The sequence below is a fragment of the Gammaproteobacteria bacterium genome, assembly GCA_029881255.1.
In the GTDB taxonomy this organism is placed as follows: domain Bacteria; phylum Pseudomonadota; class Gammaproteobacteria; order S012-40; family S012-40; genus JAOUMY01.
In genome coordinates this window covers 170426-187507 of the sequence record JAOUMY010000007.1, presented here as the reverse complement: position 1 = coordinate 187507, position 17082 = coordinate 170426, and the positions used below count along the sequence as shown (strand labels likewise).

The 17082-nt window shown below is 48.3% G+C and carries 18 protein-coding genes; 1 reads left to right on the top strand and 17 read right to left on the bottom strand.

Features of this window, described 5'->3' with window-relative positions:
• Positions 1-78: 78 nt before the first annotated feature.
• From OEZ43_14460 to rpoE, 11 genes are all read right to left on the bottom strand, one after another.
• Positions 79-489 carry a DUF86 domain-containing protein gene (locus tag OEZ43_14460; protein MDH5546792.1) on the bottom strand — a complete coding sequence of 137 codons (411 nt, stop codon included), beginning with the start codon at positions 487-489 and terminating at the stop codon, positions 79-81.
• On the bottom strand, positions 479-892 hold the full coding sequence (locus tag OEZ43_14455) for a nucleotidyltransferase domain-containing protein (GenBank protein MDH5546791.1): 414 nt from the start codon (positions 890-892) through the stop codon (positions 479-481). Before OEZ43_14455 ends, OEZ43_14460 begins: the two co-directional genes overlap by 11 nt.
• A gap of 245 nt (positions 893-1137) precedes the next feature.
• Complete coding sequence (locus OEZ43_14450) at positions 1138-2256, bottom strand: WD40 repeat domain-containing protein (protein ID MDH5546790.1); 1119 nt, start codon at positions 2254-2256, stop codon at positions 1138-1140.
• Positions 2257-2291: 35 nt separating this feature from the next.
• The gene (locus tag OEZ43_14445) at positions 2292-4745 is read right to left on the bottom strand and encodes an alpha/beta hydrolase (GenBank protein ID MDH5546789.1); all 2454 of its coding nucleotides are present in this window, start codon (positions 4743-4745) and stop codon (positions 2292-2294) included.
• A gap of 164 nt (positions 4746-4909) precedes the next feature.
• On the bottom strand, positions 4910-5884 hold the full coding sequence (locus OEZ43_14440; protein ID MDH5546788.1) for a hypothetical protein: 975 nt from the start codon (positions 5882-5884) through the stop codon (positions 4910-4912).
• Positions 5885-5921: 37 nt separating this feature from the next.
• Positions 5922-6785 (bottom strand): hypothetical protein, encoded by an 864-nt coding sequence (locus OEZ43_14435; protein ID MDH5546787.1) that lies wholly within the window; start codon positions 6783-6785, stop codon positions 5922-5924.
• A 530-nt stretch (positions 6786-7315) separates the two neighbouring features.
• The gene (locus OEZ43_14430; GenBank protein MDH5546786.1) at positions 7316-8698 is read right to left on the bottom strand and encodes a DegQ family serine endoprotease; all 1383 of its coding nucleotides are present in this window, start codon (positions 8696-8698) and stop codon (positions 7316-7318) included.
• A 106-nt stretch (positions 8699-8804) separates the two neighbouring features.
• A complete protein-coding gene (locus OEZ43_14425; GenBank protein MDH5546785.1) occupies positions 8805-9305 on the bottom strand; it encodes a SoxR reducing system RseC family protein in 501 nt (166 codons plus the stop codon).
• A gap of 22 nt (positions 9306-9327) precedes the next feature.
• Positions 9328-9669, bottom strand: a complete 342-nt coding sequence (locus OEZ43_14420) for a hypothetical protein (GenBank protein MDH5546784.1) — start codon at positions 9667-9669, stop codon at positions 9328-9330.
• The gene (locus tag OEZ43_14415; protein MDH5546783.1) at positions 9666-10370 is read right to left on the bottom strand and encodes a sigma-E factor negative regulatory protein; all 705 of its coding nucleotides are present in this window, start codon (positions 10368-10370) and stop codon (positions 9666-9668) included. The genes OEZ43_14420 and OEZ43_14415 overlap by 4 nt, the downstream gene beginning before the upstream one ends.
• Positions 10371-10433: 63 nt before the next feature.
• Positions 10434-11009, bottom strand: a complete 576-nt coding sequence (rpoE, locus tag OEZ43_14410; protein MDH5546782.1) for an RNA polymerase sigma factor RpoE — start codon at positions 11007-11009, stop codon at positions 10434-10436.
• A 269-nt stretch (positions 11010-11278) separates the two neighbouring features.
• Here rpoE and nadB point away from each other — a divergent pair, with 269 nt between their 5' ends.
• Positions 11279-12907 carry an L-aspartate oxidase gene (nadB, locus tag OEZ43_14405; GenBank protein MDH5546781.1) on the top strand — a complete coding sequence of 543 codons (1629 nt, stop codon included), beginning with the start codon at positions 11279-11281 and terminating at the stop codon, positions 12905-12907.
• On the opposite strand, the gene OEZ43_14400 is transcribed toward nadB, so the two are convergent.
• From OEZ43_14400 to sdhC, 6 genes are all read right to left on the bottom strand, one after another.
• Positions 12908-13294: a hypothetical protein gene (locus OEZ43_14400; GenBank protein MDH5546780.1), complete on the bottom strand. Its 387-nt coding sequence runs from the start codon at positions 13292-13294 to the stop codon at positions 12908-12910.
• 19 nt (positions 13295-13313) lie between these two features.
• A complete protein-coding gene (locus tag OEZ43_14395; GenBank protein MDH5546779.1) occupies positions 13314-13601 on the bottom strand; it encodes a succinate dehydrogenase assembly factor 2 in 288 nt (95 codons plus the stop codon).
• Between the two features lie 4 nt (positions 13602-13605).
• A complete protein-coding gene (locus OEZ43_14390) occupies positions 13606-14307 on the bottom strand; it encodes a succinate dehydrogenase iron-sulfur subunit (GenBank protein MDH5546778.1) in 702 nt (233 codons plus the stop codon).
• Between the two features lie 203 nt (positions 14308-14510).
• A complete protein-coding gene (sdhA, locus tag OEZ43_14385) occupies positions 14511-16271 on the bottom strand; it encodes a succinate dehydrogenase flavoprotein subunit (GenBank protein ID MDH5546777.1) in 1761 nt (586 codons plus the stop codon).
• The gene (gene sdhD / locus OEZ43_14380) at positions 16271-16609 is read right to left on the bottom strand and encodes a succinate dehydrogenase, hydrophobic membrane anchor protein (protein MDH5546776.1); all 339 of its coding nucleotides are present in this window, start codon (positions 16607-16609) and stop codon (positions 16271-16273) included. Before sdhD ends, sdhA begins: the two co-directional genes overlap by 1 nt.
• Positions 16606-16995: a succinate dehydrogenase, cytochrome b556 subunit gene (gene sdhC, locus OEZ43_14375; protein ID MDH5546775.1), complete on the bottom strand. Its 390-nt coding sequence runs from the start codon at positions 16993-16995 to the stop codon at positions 16606-16608. The genes sdhD and sdhC overlap by 4 nt, the downstream gene beginning before the upstream one ends.
• Positions 16996-17082: the final 87 nt, after the last annotated feature.

Below are 17082 nucleotides of genomic sequence, written 5' to 3'. Positions count from 1 at the left end.
TTATCGGATGGTGGGGGTGGGAGATTGAATTTGGCTATTTGAGCGCGAAAAAGCGCATTGGGTTGGGAAGATTGCCTACTAACTTCGGCCCAAGATGACCTTTACATATTCACGAAACTCGTCGAGGTGGTTTTTGAGTATAGACTCAACCACATCCAGATTGAGCTTTTGGTAGTCATGAACTGCGACAATCCAAAATCTAGTCATATAATTCAATTGATCCGACAACGAGGGATTGAGCAGACCATGCTTCTCGAGCATTTCAAAGGCTTCCCGGCTCTCTTGTGGAATACCCAATTTCTCCTTGCGCACAATGTGCATAGCCGCATCTATCGAGGACTCACACAGGCGCTGAAGATTGAGTATGATCGCGTCCTGGCGGCTAAAGTTTGTGCGCAACTCAGATTCGTGTCCCACGTATTCTTCGGCGATTCGCTTCAGGCAGCGCTCGATGCTCTCTGCCTTATTCAACAAAACATCATCGACCATAAACACTTCCACGCTTCTTGATATCCGCGATTATATCCTTTCGCTCTTCATTCAGACGCGCATAGGATGAAAAGATGTAATCCTCGAAATTTTCGCAGGCTATTTCATCACTGCAATAGATTCGTTTACCCTCGCCGGCAATCTGCATACGCATTACTGTTGACGCATTTTTAAGCTCGATCAAATCGACGTTCTGCTTCAGAGTAACCGCAAGTTCCTGCCCAATTTCCCAGACATCTTTAGGTGCAATTCTAGCGCGACTCAAAAACCCGATATCCATATCGCTGTACTGATTATCTAGTCCCTGTGCTGTCGACCCAAACAAATATATCGCGACAAGATCCGCCCCGAAGCGATCCACCAGGGCATTTTTGACTAATTCGAGTTTCGCTGAAATATCCATAATCTGTCTGGAAAGTAGTTTTCAAGAGGCAAGTTTAGCACATATGCTTTATGTGCAAAGTCCTGGCCGATAGATGTGTCTGTGGTTTCACGAACGGGTTTCAGCAAACCATGCCCCATTCGAGAACTCAGCATCAAGTTATAATAAAGAGCGAGTTTATACCTGGGCAACTAAGTCGAGTAAACCACATGGCATGACTTAGCGTAACACAGCAATCACTCTCTAGATCAGCAACTCAAACCCAATTAGTTCGTCACCCAAACCTTTTCCAGGCTAAGTTTTTCCTTGTCGAACTGGTAGACGTTAATCCCGCCGCCGTCACGTTGGCCCATGACCAAGATACCGACGTCGGGGGCGGTGTCGATGCAGGCGTTGCGAGAGTAGTCTGATACGCAGGGATAAGGGTCCGTTCCTAACTCCAAGTATTTTAGTGGGAGTGGGTTGCCGATCTCGTAGAGAACTGCGTAGTGGTTATCGTGGCCGAAGCGGAGGAAGTGTTTATTGCTGATGAATTTGACGGTAATGACACGTTCACCAGAGTAGTCTTTAGGCGGTTGGATAAGCCCTGTTTTATCCCACTTGTATTTTGTGTAGTGCTCATTTGGATTGATGACAGTCCCGTGAAATAGACTGGCCATTCTGAGAGGTGTTTTTGGATTATTAACGTCCCATAAAAATACTCTGGCGTTTTCGTCGCCGCTAACGACGAATTTTCCGTCTGGGCTGAGGGTAGCGTGGGTTTTGGCGGCGTTGCCGGGTAATCTAGTGATCTCCTTTTTTATCGATGCATCCCAAAGAACGACGCCTTTATATGATAATCGCATAGCATCTAGGTTTGCCTTTTCAGATCGTCGGGGATCGGGAGTCCAATCATAGCCATAACCAGAGGTAAGAAAAATTTCCTCGCTTCTTGATGCAGAAAAATTCAATAATTTATGAGCGCCCAGAAAACTGTTCTTGTCGCCAGAGTATATTTTCTCTACTTTGTTTCCATAATTTATATTTAGGGACCAATCGATATCCAATGAAACATATTTTCCCAAATCATTTGAAATCCAATGCCCGTACACGGGAAAATGTTTGAATTTTTTGACTACGCCTTGACCAAGGCTATTGACAAAAACCGTGTTTTGAAGATCCTGCCATAAATAAAAATCGCCTTTTTTTGTCACATAAGCACTATAGATATTTGCTTCTGTGGACTGAACATTTTTATTTTTATTTGATAAATCCCACACCACCAACTCATTAGAAATATGTGTACTAATTACGGTATTTCCATTTTCCGAAACATGTAATGTGACAACAGGGGTTGTTTTGCCATCAAATGGAGAGAATTCCTGACATCCAAGAAAAACCAACAAAATAACTATTGTTGCGAATACCCTATTCATTTCAATCAATACGTTCCGAATCCTGATTGTATTTTCATCCGGTCTAGAATTTCGTTACGATAGACATATTCACGCAAATCCTTCGTAGGAATTTTCATCCCCGAATGCGAATACAACCACTTTCCCTGATCAACCTCAATAATCTTTCCGGCGAGAAACATAGCCCTGATACTTTCATCAATATCGACAGCATTCTTTATCCCAGCCCACCCCAACGCCGGCCGAGGCTTTTTGACCTCAATTCCCTTCTCTTCCAGCTCATTCCGAATCGTTATCAGATCATCTAACACCCTTCCTTCTACCCGGCGCTGATAAAAATACGAACACAGAATATCATACCAATGCGGTTTCAACTCATCCATCGGAATGCCGTCTTCGTATCGTTTCAATGCCTCCTTCAACTCCTCGCTCACCTGCTTACCGTGATCGCTTAGCAGGTTTTGAATTCTTCGTTGGTTGCGATCGGCACGATGCCAGGGCATGAAGAATCGCCCACCGGGTATCCCGATAATTGTTGCGATTGTATATGCACCACTTAATTGTCCGCCTAGCGCTTCTTCCAGTTTGATCAAATGGTCATTACCACCGGTAATGTCTTCTTTGAATCCGCCTGCGGGGTGACCACCTAGCACATTATCATGCGCAGTATAAAGTACTACAAATTTTTTCGCCGCCTTGTGGGCGTGAATCATCTTCCAATTGCGTAATACGCTGCTGTCTGCTTCGGGATCATTCGACAACACGGTATCCGGTACCGCGGGCTGCCACATAAAGTGGTGGTCGATTTTTTCCTCTATGCCTTTTTCGCCTAGTAAATTGAACGCGGTCAAAACAACTCGGTTGGCGAGACTGTGGGCAATAATATTGATGCGAATGCCTTCCGAGACTAATTGTTCCAACAACAAACTTAGCCTGACTCCTGCTGAAGTCGCACGAAACTCCGCTTCAATATACTCAACCGGGTTTACGTCACCCGACCAGGCCACGTTGATGATCCGAGTATACTTATCCCAGTCAATCTCATCTCCTCCATTGGCCGCCAGATTCAGTTCGTGCTCCATATGTACAAACCAACTGTGCGCGGCCGATCCGTTGATTTGGTCATCGTCTATTTGCCAATAGATTTCATCTTTCGCAAAATCGGGATGAAAATGCTCCGATAAATATTGTTGATCGATACAGGTCGTTCTAGCTTGTTTACCCGCATGACGAACATTAATCCGATATCCCAGATCAACACTATAACCATCTTTGTGACTGGTATAACTTTCCTTCTTGATCTCTACACTCTCCACCTGACGAGCGGAAACACCGTACTTCACATTAAACCCATGCACAAACACCGTCGCGTTATTGCCATTCGCCTTAAAATATTCGATCTCGGCATCGCTCAATAGATGTCGTCGATTCGGGTCGCCCTTGCTCGCATCTTCACGCAGATTGACGATGACTTGTGGGAACAATGCCTGGCTTTTTACACGATAGTGCGATTTACAACTGACGGGTAGGATAAACGGCGTTTCAAAGCCTATGGGGTGTTGTTGTTCTGCCAGCACATTGTCTTCGGCATCACACAATTGTGTCTTGTGTATCTCATACCAGGATTCGATCTTGGATTCGTGTAGCGGTACGCGTACAAAATCTGTGCCTTGGTCGCGCCAGCGTTTGTGTTGTTGTTTACCCTTGTCGTGCAAGGTCGCGCTGGAATCGTCCACGCATATGGGTAATTCATGCGGTCCTATAATCGTGTATTCGAAATAGGTACTGGTATACAGCGGGTCGGAAACTTCGGAACATTGCCCGTTTATCTCCACCACAAATACAAAATACACCGGCACGAGATTTTCCGGCGGCTGTTCGCACAACACATCATCACCATTGGTCAATGCTTGCACATGCCAGGTCAGCGAGCAGGATTCACTCGCGCGCATTAGTGTGTGTTCGAGGGTGGTGAGTTTTTGTTTCTCGCCGTTCTTCGGTGTTTGATAAATCGTCACCGTTGCTACATCACCGGCCACAAAATTCTGCGCGGAAAATATCAGGTTCACCGGCATGCCCAAGGGTTTGCGTGATTCGCTCCAGCGCAGGTGAGCAATGCGTGGTTGCTTGTCAGCCACCGGGGGTGGCGGACGCTGTTCTGCCTCTTTCGCTGCCGCAATCATTGCCTGGGCGTTGAACTGCATCCCAGCAAAGTCGGCACTACTAACCAGCCATTGGTGCAAGGGCTGTTCAACACCGGGCTGAGCAGCGATATACAGCAGGCATTGTTGCAGACTGCTGATGGCGATTTCGGCCAGTGCCTCGTCGCTCTTACCCTCTAAATCTTGATGACCAATCGACTCAAGCAACCAGCGCAGCTGCGTGATGTGCTCGCAAACCTGCCACTCATATAGAAAGACATGAGGTGTGAGATCATGGATGTCGTTGAAACCGATAGCGGAATATTCGCCGGCCTGCATATTCTTGCTCTTTTTTGCCTGCTTATGAGCGGCCATCATAACAAAAAATGGTAGGGGAAGACTATGCCAGAAAAACGCTTTAATACTCAAAGTGTTAAATTCTAGCGCCTAGATTCGTTCTACCTCGTTCCGCCAGCCACCCTTTCGAACTTCGGATAAGCCACCTAGTCATCAATTCGAATCTCAAACTCGTCCATATCCTTCATACGATCGGCCTTGGTCTTGTCTTTGCCCGTCGCCACACCGATCATTCGTGCCTCAAATTTGAATTTGGCTTTCTTACTGTCTTTTCCATTCTTTTTTAGCGGCAACATGACGGTCTGTGATGTTCCAGGTACAGGATTGAAAAAGTGTTTTATATAACCTGGTTCTGCATTGAATGTTTTTGGGTCCATTTTTTCACTATAGTGAACAGTAAGCTCTATCTCTTTCGTACCCTTCTTGACATGGAAACGATCTTTGAGAGGTGATGAATAGCTTAGGAGTTCGTTCACATCTTCTGGTTCTTTGTGATTCTTATTGGTTCCTAGAAATTGTTCTACATGACTGGGGCACTTAGGCCCAACTACCGTTCCCGTTACTATAAAGTCATCTACTGTTGGCACTAACGGGTCATCTTCTGGATACAAATCGAAGTTCCAACCATTGGGCTCCATGATCGGCTTTAATTTATATGTAATATTGCCAGGTCCTACAGAAGAAATGACACGATATCCAAGCGCATTTTGTCCAGGCTTAATTTCCACTCCCCACACCATCTCATTGTATGCATTAACTGCTAAAGCATAGGTATGATACATCACCCCGTAGGCTTGTATAGGAACGTGCTTTCCATCCTGGCTCATACTTCTAAACATCCTGCTAGGACTTTCTGAAAATACCACGCCAGAGAAAGAATGATCACATCCAATATCCAATGTAAACGTGTCAATCTCACCCTTGTTTAGTTCAGGACTCTCAACATCGTAAATGTACTCAAAATTCCCATCAGGAAGTGAATTTACCTTTACCCTGACTACTGTATTCGATAAGTCTTCATCGCGTTCTTTCGGGTCTTTAAGCGTTTGTGATACTGCCAAAGACGAAACAAGAAGGGAACAAACCCCGAAGAACCACATTATTAATAATTTCATAGTCATTGACTGTCACCTCAGGTGGCTTTCGGCGTAACCCTGCTTAGTCGTCAATTCGAATCTCAAACTCATCCTTATCCTTCATACGATCGGCCTTGGTTTTATCTTTGCCTGTCGCCACACCGATCATCCGCGCCTCGAATTTGAACTTGGCCTTCTTACTGTCTTTTCCATTCATTTTTAGTGGCAACATGACGGTCTGTGATATTCCAGGTACAGGATTGAAAAAGTGCTTTATATAGCCAGGTTCTACATTGAATGTTTTTGGATCCATTTCTTCACTATAGTGGATAGTAAACTTTACTTCTTTCGTGCCATTTTTTACGTGGAATCGGTCTTTTGATGGTTCAGAGTATCGTAGAAGATTGTTTATCCGTGAAGGCTCGCTTCGCTTGTAGTTACTACCTGAAAACATATCACTATTACCTGGACATACGGGTCCATCTACTATCCCTGTTGTTACAAAATCTGGCAGGTCGGGAACTTCGTCGGTTTCTACCGAATACGTGTGATAATCCCAACCATCAACATCCATTCTTGGCTCCAATATATAGCGAATTTTTCCCGGACGAACCGGCGACAAAACTCGATATCCAATTGCCTTTTTCCCAGGTTCAATTCCTACACCCCATACTAATCGGTTATCACCCGTTATGCCCATTCCGTATGTATAGTACATCACACCGTACGCCTGTAACGGCAAGTGCAAACCGTCGGAACTGTCATTAGTAAAAAAATTTCCAATTGGCGGTTCCGAAAATACTGTGGGAGAAAATGTTGTATTACATGAAACATCCAAAGAAAAATGTGCAATAGTACCTTTATTTAACTCGGGACTTTCAATATTAAAAAGATATTCATACATACCGTCTGGCAATTGTTTATATGACGAACTTATGATTGCCATTGATATATCTTCATCTCGAAAACGTGGATCTCTTAAAGTTTCTGCGTAGATATTAGCAACACACAAAAAGCAAAGAAGGAAAGACGTGAATAGTTTTTTTATTACTGACATAATATAAACAACGCAATTGTATCGCCGTCTAGTCATCAATCCTAATCTCAAACTCATCCCTATCCTTCATACGTTCGGCTTTGTTAGAAGAACTGCAAAAGAAGAAAATACAAAGAGGTAAACTATAGAAATATTTTTTAGAAAATTTCGATTACTCATCTCGCTAAACCTAATTTCTCGAGTGCGACCGAATTTACAGATTTCCTTTCAGTGTTTTTAGACCAGCAACACATTTGATGTATTAGCTAAGAGCAGGAAAATTAACCGAACTTCAATATTATGGTTACTGTAGTAACACAAGTTATCGGTTTAAATTAGAAAAACTTCACTTTGATTGCTTATCCTGATTTTGAACAGAACAGCGCTTGAAGAAATATTTAAAAGTCATGGGGCCCGTATCGGGCCCCATGTAAAATCAATTAATCCTCAACCTTCATCGCCAAAAAGATCGGGCTGCCGCGGCGGTGTACGAGCACCGGTACAGACTTGCCTTCGGGGAGTTTTTCCACCACTTCGGTGAAATGTTTGGCGTCTTTGATGTCGACGTTATTAATGGTCAGGATCACGTCGCCGCGACGAATACCGGCGTCGTGTGCTGGACCTTGTTGAACTTCCTTCACCAACACGCCGCCTTTATCGTTTAATTCGAGACGTTCGCGCTGTTCATCGGTGATCGCGGTTACTTCCACGGCAATACGCTTGGACTTGGTATTGCCGTTACCGCTGGCAATCTTCACATCGTCTTCCGCGGGCAATTCACCGATCTTCACCATCAGCTTTTTCTTCTTGCCATCACGAATTATGTCTACCGGAACGCTCTTATCGATCGGTGTGATACCAACAATCGGTGGCAAATCCGAAGAGTGATCGATCTCGCGACCATTAAAGCGCACGATGATATCGCCGACTTCAAACTTCGCATCTTGCGCCGGGCTGTCCGGTAATACGCGCGCAACGAGTGCGCCGTGTGGTTTGTCCATGCCGAAGGATTCGGCAAGTTCACGGGTGACGTCTTGTATCAACACGCCTAACCAACCACGAATCACTTTACCTTTGTTCTTGAGCTGTTCGACGACATTCATCGCCACGTCGATGGGGATCGCAAATGACACACCCATATAACCACCGGTGCGGCTGTATATCTGCGAGTTGATTCCGACGACTTCTCCATCAAGATTAAACAAGGGGCCGCCGGAGTTACCGGGGTTGATTGCGACGTCGGTCTGGATGAACGGCACATAGTTTTCTTTTGGTAGTGAACGCCCTTTGGCACTGACAATACCGGACGTTACCGAGTAATCAAAACCAAACGGTGAACCGATGGCGAGCACCCATTCACCGACTTTCAATTCTTTGGACTTGCCGATATTCACCACCGGCAAATCGGTCGCCTTAACTTTTAATAAGGCCAGATCACTGCGCTCATCGCGTCCGATTACTTCGGCATTTAATTCGCGTCTGTCATTCAAGCGTACGATGATTTCATCGGCGTCTTCGATGACGTGATTATTGGTGAGCACATAGCCATCGGCGGAAAGGATAAAACCGGAACCGAGTGATTGCGAATCGCGCTCTGGGCCACCGGGTCCACCAAAGCCTTCACCCTCTTCACCAAAAAAGTGTTTAAACCATTCGCCAAACGGACCTTCTTCTGGCATCTGTTGCGGACGACGCATATGCGCTTTGGGCGCTTTTTTCTGTACGGTACTGATATTGACCACGGCGGGGCTGGTCTTCTCGACTAGCTGGGTAAAATCCGGAAGATTATCACGCAGTCCGGCGAACGCTGACGTTGTAAACATGAAAAACAATGCGCATAAAAACCACCGGGCCGCTGCGCCGGATACCAATCTGTTCTGCCTCATTCAAAAAACTCCATCAGGGGTATTCAATTCTTGTTAGTTAGATTCACTTGTGACAACTTGGTTCGGAGGGAATTGCGCTGACGAACCGTACTTCAGGCGCGACCCGGCGTAAGGCTACGGCCTGATAGCGACTATCATTTTCGATACTACGCGAAAATCGTCGCGCCCACGCCAGACCTAAGACCAAACCGATCAGCCCAAATACTATCTGTATCGCATCGGTAAACTCGATACGCAGGATCGAACAGATTCCGCCACCTGCCGCCGCACCGAGAAACAAACCGAGCAAAGGCACAAAATACAAGGCCAGCGAGCCTTTTACCAAAGCCCCCTCTTCGAGCCCAAGCACAATCTCCTCGCCGACACGCGCACCGATATTATTCAAGACACGTACCCGATTACGCTTATCGCCCCAGATCTTGGACAAGGCCTGGGTGCCACAACCGGTGCTCGCTGAGCAACTGCCGCAAGCAGTCTGGCGCTGGTGTTCCACCCACGCATACTCGCCTTCAACTGCGGTAACGATAGCCTTTTCTTCGATCACGACTGTTCCTGTCTACGAATCACTATAAAGGTAAGGACGGTGCGATACGCTGCACGGTAACCGGCGCCATGTCGGTGATGCGAATATCACCGTTTACAAAACTACAACCACTGATCGCGCCGTCATGTGTGCTGATGCCGTCAGACAATACCACTCGCCGTGTGACAATTCCACTATCCTCGTATTGACGCACTAGCGCCTCCACGCCACGCGAAACCCCTACGGCATCCAGCCATAGCAATATTTGTTTTTTCGCTTTATCGAGAAATTGTTTCAGCCCCTCGACGGACGTTTCCGCCGTCGAGGCAGCCGAGGAAAACAGGTTCAGCAGACAGGTCAGACGCCAGAGGTCGACACGCCTCATTGACGTTGGCCGTTTTCCCCAAAGTTAACCGTACGGGCAAAGGGAACCACACCGGGTTGCACACCATTTTGGGTGGCGGTCTCACTGTGTTCCTGTATATAGGTGTCCCACTTTACGCCGCCAATCTGGTCGATACGCTCCCATTGTTCGGGGCTGGGCATAATCTGGGGAATCGAGAAGGTGTTACCTTGAGTTGCAGTGATAAAGACGGGTTCAGCGGGGATATTCAGGGTTTGCGATGCGGGAATGGCTTGTTTATTCACTTGATGCTGTACCATTAATTCCGCCCCTGGCTCCTGAGTCTGGCTATTCATGGTGACGGTGCCCACCACCACAAACATGGCCACCGCAGCGGCCGCCGCCCAGCCAAAATTTGGCATCGCAAATCGACGGCTATTGACTGCTACCGCAGGCGTCGCGACGTCATCATAGTCTGTTTTCGGGGTTTTATCGGTGACTTTGTCGTTTCCGGGTATTAACAGGACCGGTTCGGATTCGAGGGCAGCGCTGACGCGGCTGAATAAATCATGTTTGGGGTTATCGGGGAGATTTCGTTTAAGCGCCTCTTGAATAAGGCCGTAGCGACCCCATTTATCCTGATATTCGCCACGTTGTTTGAGTAATTTAATGAGCTGCTCACGCTCAGCGGGGTTTGTTTCGTCATCAAAAAGACATGAAATCTTTTCATCGAAGTTCGACATAGTCCAATCACCTATACCTGGGTTGTTACTTTTTTCGCTTCATGCAACGCCCGAAGACCGAGATCAATCAAGCAATGGCGCCAGCTTCTTATCGATAGCCTCTCTCGCCCGGAAAATTCGGGAACGTACCGTTCCGACCGGACAATCCATTGCTTCTGCAATCTCCTCATAGCTCATACCTTCCATCTCACGTAAGGTAATCGCTGTGCGCAAATCTTCAGGCAGATTCTCTATTGCTCTATAAACGACATCTTCGATCTCGTCCTTGAGAATCATATGCTCTGGCGTTCCTATCTCCCTCAGACTACTCCCGACATCGTATTGTTCTGCTTCTTCTGCATCGATATCGCTCTCCGGTGGCCTCCGTCCTTGAGACACTAGATAATTCTTTGCCGTGTTGATCGCGATTCTGTATAGCCAGGTATAAAAAGCACTATCGCCGCGGAAACGTGGCAAGGCACGATATGCCTTGATGAACGCATCCTGCGCTACGTCGTAGACCTCTTCCTGATCGTAAACATAGCGTGAAATCAGCTTCACGATCTTGTGCTGGTACTTCAACACCAGTAGATCGAATGCTTTTTTATCACCTCGCTTTACGCGTTCGACCAATTCCTGGTCGATAGCCCCTTCACTCATTCGGGACTTCTCCACGTCTTGCGAGGCAACTCCGTTTGCCGTACTCATAGACCACTCGCATCTAATATAGTTTCTTTATTTGTTATAAAATTGCCAAAAAGTTCAACCCAAGTGTGTTTATATGGGCCAATCAAACACTTTTCAACGGCAGATCACCAAATTAGGTCGCCTGCCGGGCAAGCTCAATAAGGAAACCATGATATAAAATCGAGTCCATTCCACCGAGCTTTCTCCAGGTGATATTACGACATACAGGCGATTGTTAATCAATGATAAATCAATATAAATATGATGTTCTTGTGATCGGCTCCGGTGCTGCTGGATTAAGTCTGGCCCTGAGTATTAGCAGCGAGGCGCGTATCGCGGTGTTCGCTAAGTCCAACGCCAGCGAGGGATCGACACTCTATGCGCAGGGCGGGATATCGGCGGTCTTCGACCCCAAGGATTCCTTCGATTCCCACGTCGCTGACACCATGGATGCGGGTGCCGGTCTGTGTCATGCGGATAGCGTAAGACAAACCATCGAACAGGCACCGCAGGCGATCCAGTTTTTACTCGATCACGGTGTGCGTTTTACGCCTACCGCTGGCGATGACAGCAGCTTTCACCTGACCAAAGAGGGTGGACACAGTCACCGCCGCATCCTGCACGCCGCCGATAAGACCGGCCAGGAAATGGAGACCTCGCTACTCGAGCAGGCACATAACCGTTCCAATATCGATATCTTTGAAGACCACCTGGTCGTTGATTTGATTACCACTCAAAAGATCGGCCAAAGTGGCAACCGCTGCCTCGGCGCCTATGTATTTAATCGCAAGGCCGGTCAGGTAGTGGAATTCAGCGCCCGCTTTACTGCGCTGGCAACAGGTGGCGCGAGCAAGGTTTACCTGTATACCAGTAATCCCGACGTCTCCACCGGTGACGGCATTGCCATCGCCTGGCGTGCTGGCTGTCGCGTGGCCAATATGGAATTTATCCAGTTCCACCCGACCTGTCTCTATCACCCGCAGGCCAAATCGTTTTTGATTTCTGAGGCGGTACGTGGTGAAGGGGGTAAGCTACTATTACCCGACGGTACGCGCTTCATGCAGCGCTTCGACCCCCGCGGTGAACTCGCCCCGCGTGATATCGTCGCCCGCGCCATCGACCACGAGATGAAGCGCCTCGGTGCCGACTATTTGCTGCTCGACATCAGCTACAAATCCGCCGATTTCATCAAGAAACACTTCCCGACCATCTACGAACGCTGTCTCGAATTTGGTTACGACATGACTAAAGAGCCGCTGCCCGTGGTACCTGCGGCGCACTATACCTGTGGCGGCGTGATGACCGATGCCCACGCCCAAACCGATGTGGAGAATCTGTTCGCCGTCGGTGAAGTGGCCTTTACTGGCTTGCATGGCGCGAATCGCATGGCGAGTAATTCCCTGCTGGAGTGCATCGTGTTTGCCTTCGAGGCGGCAAAGCAAATCAACGCCAATCTGAAAAACGTGCCTCTGCCGCGATCGCTGCCACGCTGGGATGAAAGCCGCGTGACCGATTCGGATGAAGAGGTCGTGGTATCGCACAACTGGAATGAGTTGCGCCATTTTATGTGGGACTACGTCGGTATCGTGCGTACCACTAAACGCCTGGAACGAGCCAAACGCCGCATCCAATTACTCAAACAGGAAATCGCCGATTACTATGGTAATTTCCGTGTTACAGGTGACTTGTTGGAACTGCGTAATCTGGTGATGGTGGCGGAATTAATTGTCGATTCGGCGATGGCGCGGCGTGAGAGTCGCGGCCTGCATTACACCCTGGATTTTCCGGAAACGAATAATGCCTTGAAACAGGATACGGTGTTGATTCCGCCGAACTATGTGCCCTTAGAGCGGGACGAGGCGATTGCCTGATCAGGCCTGACGATCGAGCAACAAGCGCACGCGTAATTGTCGACAACTTTCTTGGTCGAGCACGCCGGGGATAATGGGTAGGCTATACGACTTGCCGTTGTCTGCGCGGAAATTCAATACGATTAGCCAGCGACTGACGAAGGTGTCGTTCCTTAACTCGGCGCGATACTGTTGTCCGTCACGCAACTCCAAATACCAGTCGCCGTGCATGTGATGGACAATATTCTTGATCGACTGGCGATCAAGGAATAACACCCGACGACGTAACACGTAAACCCCTGCCAGAATTATCAGCGGTGCGAATAAGGCTTTCAGTAGTATTGGCATCGGCAGTATAAATACCACTACGACTGCCGCGATATGTATCGCAGCAATTATGGCTAACAATAAAAATGAAACCTGTGGATTAAGCCGAAGCGGCCGCTCGTACGATGTCGATGACACGAATTAGTTCTCTTTGTTGTGGTTCTTCGTTGCCGAGAAAAAATGCGTGTAAATCCTGATCGGGAAATCTTAACAACTGCTGAAACAATTGCTGATCGTGTTCGTTTAATTCGTCATAGTGTCTGTCAAAGAAGTCGCCCATGAGGATATCCAGCTCCAACATCCCACGACGACAGGCCCAGCGCAACTCACCGCGAGACAGCGGGCCTTTCTTTACACGTGAATTCTGTAGCTCTTCGAGTATGTCCATTTGGCTATATCGTGTGTTTGACCATTTTCTTTTTGATGTCGCCTATCGCCTTGCTCGGGTTCAAACCCTTGGGGCAGACATCGGTACAATTCATAATCGTATGACAGCGAAAGACGCGATACGGGCCGTCGAGTTCCTGTAGTCTTTCGGCCGTGGCCTGGTCGCGACTGTCTTCGAGAAAACGTGCAGCTTGCAGTAAAGCTGCCGGTCCACGAAAGCGCTCAGGGTTCCACCAGAATGAGGGGCACGAGGTCGAACAACAGGCGCACAGAATACACTCATACATGCCATCGAGTTTTTCCCGATCTTCCGGCGATTGCAGGCGCTCGACTTCTGGCTCCTGATCGTGGGTAATCAGATACGGTTTCACCGAACGATATTGGTGAAAGAAATTACTCAGATCGACGACGAGATCGCGGATCACCGGTTGGCCCGGCAAAGGGTTAATCGTGATGTGCTTGCTCTTGAGCGAAGCTACTGGAGTAATACAAGCGAGACGATTCTTACCATTGATATTCAGGCCATCGGAGCCGCACACACCCTCACCACAGGAGCGGCGAAAGGTTAGTGACTCATCCTGCTCTGCCTTGATGCGCAACAGACATTCCAACACCATCGCATCCGGCCCGATGTTATCGAGCTCATAGACTTGCACATAGGGCTTGCTGTCAGTCTCTGGATTGAATCGGTAAATCGAAAATTTCATAAATTTCTCGCGCGTATTGGGGCTCTCTGGCTAATCGGCACAAGCTCTTCAAAACTTTACGTATCCTTTGCTTAAGTCATCTAGCGCGCGATAAGGACGTTAAAAACAAACTCGAATTGCTCATTTACTATTTGTAAACTACGCTTTGTCGTTTGGTTTTGCCTTGTTCTCGCACTAGCTACCCAACCGGAGGACACCACCAACTAGTACACCCTCTCCTTGGGCGGAAAACTGTCCACACTCAAAGGTTTCAGGTTTACCGGTTTAAAATCGATGCGTTCGTTTTCCATAAAATACAGGGTGTGTTTGAGCCAGTTCTTGTCGTCGCGATCGGGAAAGTCCACCCGACTATGGGCACCGCGACTCTCTTCGCGCACGGCTGCCGAGTGCACTGTGGCAAGGGCTACTTCGACCAGATTTTCCAGTTCCAGGGCCTCGATACGTGCAGTGTTGAAAACCTTACTATGATCTTTCAAACGCACGTCGGGTAAACGCGCTTTGACGGCGCGTATCTTGTCCACGCCCTCTTCGAGAATTTCCCGTGTGCGAAACACACCACAGTGTTTTTCCATTTCGGTTTGCAAATCATTGCGCAGTGAATCGACGCTTTCACCATCTCCTTTTTGATCCCAACGGGTCAGGCGTGCCACGGCCTTGTCGACGCTTTCCATATTTAATGGACGATGACGACGTTCCTTTTTTAGGAATTCCAGAATGTGATTTCCGGCGGCGCGACCGAAGACGATGATGTCTAACAAAGAGTTTCCACCGAGACGGTTGGCGCCGTGTACTGACACACAGGCACACTCGCCTGCGGCGTAGAGACCGGGAATTTCCTCTTCGCCGGTTTTGTACGGCACCACAACCTGTCCGTAACGATTTGTTGGTATGCCACCCATGGTGTAATGGGCGGTGGGGTAAATCGGAATCGGCGCCTCAATCGGATCGACACCGGCAAAGGTGCGCGCCATATCGCGTATACCGGGTAGACGTTTCTTGATTACTTCCGCACCGAGGTGATCGACTTTCAACAAGACGTGATCGGCATTCTTACCTACGCCGCGGCCTTCCTTCACCTCGGTATAAATCGCGCGACTTACCACGTCACGACTGGCGAGGTCTTTGGCGTTCGGTGCATATTTCTCCATGAAGCGTTCGCCGTCACGGTTAACCAGATAACCGCCCTCACCACGCACGCCCTCGGTAATCAACATACCCTTACCGGCAATACCCGTAGGGTGAAACTGAAAGAACTCCATGTCTTCTAATGGAATGCCCGCACGCAGCGCCATGCCCATGCCGTCACCAGTATTGATACGTGCATTGGTATTGGTGCGATAGATTCGCCCTGCACCGCCGGTGGCGAGTAGCGTGGTTTTCGATTCTATTATTAATGGCTCGCCTGTTTCGATTTCCAAGACCAGCGCGCCCAGGATATAACCTTGTTCGTCGCGTAATAAATCGATGGCGTAAAATTCGTCGAAGAAATGGGTGCGCGCCTTGATGTTTTGTTGATACAGGGAATGCAGGATCGCATGCCCGGTACGGTCGGCCGCCGCGCATGTTCGCGCAGCCTGCGCTCCACCAAAGTTCTGGCTTTGTCCACCAAAGGGGCGTTGATAAATCTTGCCGTTGTCCATGCGTGAAAACGGTACACCGGAATGTTCCAGCTCATACACCAGATGCGAGGCGGCGCGGCACATATATTCCACTGCGTCCTGATCGGCGAGATAGTCGCTGCCTTTGATGGTGTCGTACATGTGCCAGTGCCAGTTGTCAGGCAAGACATTGGCCAGCGCAGCATTCACACCACCTTGCGCCGCAACCGTATGCGAACGGGTGGGAAACACCTTAGACACCACCGCCACATTGGCCTCGCCTCTGGCCAACTGCAAGGCGGCACGCAAACCACCGCCACCCGCGCCTATTACTAATGCATCAAAACGCCGACGTGGTATATCCATTACGCGCCCACCATAATCAAAGTCTTGAACAACCAGAGAACCATAAATACCAGAAACAATCCCGCCAGTGACAAGGCCAAAAAGCGCGTACCGGTGTCACCAACGTAATCCATAATCACATCACGCGCGCCTATCCAGCCATGTATGCCAATTGATAACCAGAAACACAAAAAGGCAATATTCACCAACGGCGTTGCGATCCACATACGCCATTGATCGTAATTGACCGGCGCATCACTGACCATGTGCACCACAAAAAATATGGTGAAGATGGCGATATACACCGCGGTTAATCGCTGCATGACAAAGGTTCTGACTCCACCACCGCGCCAACTCATAGCAACCACCCCGCAATCGCAACCAAGGCTACCACGTCAAAAACGATGACTAACCACGCCGCCATTCTCGCGGAAGGTTTGCGTACACCAACATCAATATCAAACAACAGGAAACGCACACCGGCAAACAAGTGGTGCGCCAATGACCACAATCCTATACCGAGTATGACTTTGGTAAGCGGTTGCGCGAGTTGTTGCGTAACCGTGTTAAACCCCACCGCATTGTGCAGGGACATTTCGAGTAAATAGGCGCAAAAGGGAATACTCAGTATCAGCATAATTCCACTAATACGATGAGTGATAGAAACTATCCCGGTGATGGGAAGTTTGATTTTAAGCAGGTTGAGGTATCTGGGTCTGTCCTTATACACGCCTGATTTCATCATGAGTGTCCGATCTCGTTGGTCTATCTTAATGCCAGTTGGTGTAAGTGTCTATTTCTAAAGGCTCAAAGCAAAATTGATACCGTTAGT

Bases quoted from the DNA above. Each gene is read 5' to 3' on its own strand.
- OEZ43_14460 (MDH5546792.1), bottom strand. From the start codon at position 489: ATGGTCGATGATGTTTTGTTGAATAAGGCAGAGAGCATCGAGCGCTGC.
- OEZ43_14455 (MDH5546791.1), bottom strand. From the start codon at position 892: ATGGATATTTCAGCGAAACTCGAATTAGTCAAAAATGCCCTGGTGGAT.
- OEZ43_14445 (MDH5546789.1), bottom strand. From the start codon at position 4,745: ATGCAGGCCGGCGAATATTCCGCTATCGGTTTCAACGACATCCATGAT.
- OEZ43_14440 (MDH5546788.1), bottom strand. From the start codon at position 5,884: ATGACTATGAAATTATTAATAATGTGGTTCTTCGGGGTTTGTTCCCTT.
- OEZ43_14435 (MDH5546787.1), bottom strand. From the start codon at position 6,785: ATGGCAATCATAAGTTCGTCATATAAACAATTGCCAGACGGTATGTAT.
- OEZ43_14430 (MDH5546786.1), bottom strand. From the start codon at position 8,698: ATGTTTACAACGTCAGCGTTCGCCGGACTGCGTGATAATCTTCCGGAT.
- OEZ43_14420 (MDH5546784.1), bottom strand. From the start codon at position 9,669: ATGAGGCGTGTCGACCTCTGGCGTCTGACCTGTCTGCTGAACCTGTTT.
- OEZ43_14415 (MDH5546783.1), bottom strand. From the start codon at position 10,370: ATGTCGAACTTCGATGAAAAGATTTCATGTCTTTTTGATGACGAAACA.
- rpoE (MDH5546782.1), bottom strand. From the start codon at position 11,009: ATGAGTGAAGGGGCTATCGACCAGGAATTGGTCGAACGCGTAAAGCGA.
- nadB (MDH5546781.1), top strand. From the start codon at position 11,279: ATGATAAATCAATATAAATATGATGTTCTTGTGATCGGCTCCGGTGCT.
- OEZ43_14395 (MDH5546779.1), bottom strand. From the start codon at position 13,601: ATGGACATACTCGAAGAGCTACAGAATTCACGTGTAAAGAAAGGCCCG.
- OEZ43_14390 (MDH5546778.1), bottom strand. From the start codon at position 14,307: ATGAAATTTTCGATTTACCGATTCAATCCAGAGACTGACAGCAAGCCC.
- sdhA (MDH5546777.1), bottom strand. From the start codon at position 16,271: ATGGATATACCACGTCGGCGTTTTGATGCATTAGTAATAGGCGCGGGT.
- sdhD (MDH5546776.1), bottom strand. From the start codon at position 16,609: ATGAGTTGGCGCGGTGGTGGAGTCAGAACCTTTGTCATGCAGCGATTA.
- sdhC (MDH5546775.1), bottom strand. From the start codon at position 16,995: ATGATGAAATCAGGCGTGTATAAGGACAGACCCAGATACCTCAACCTG.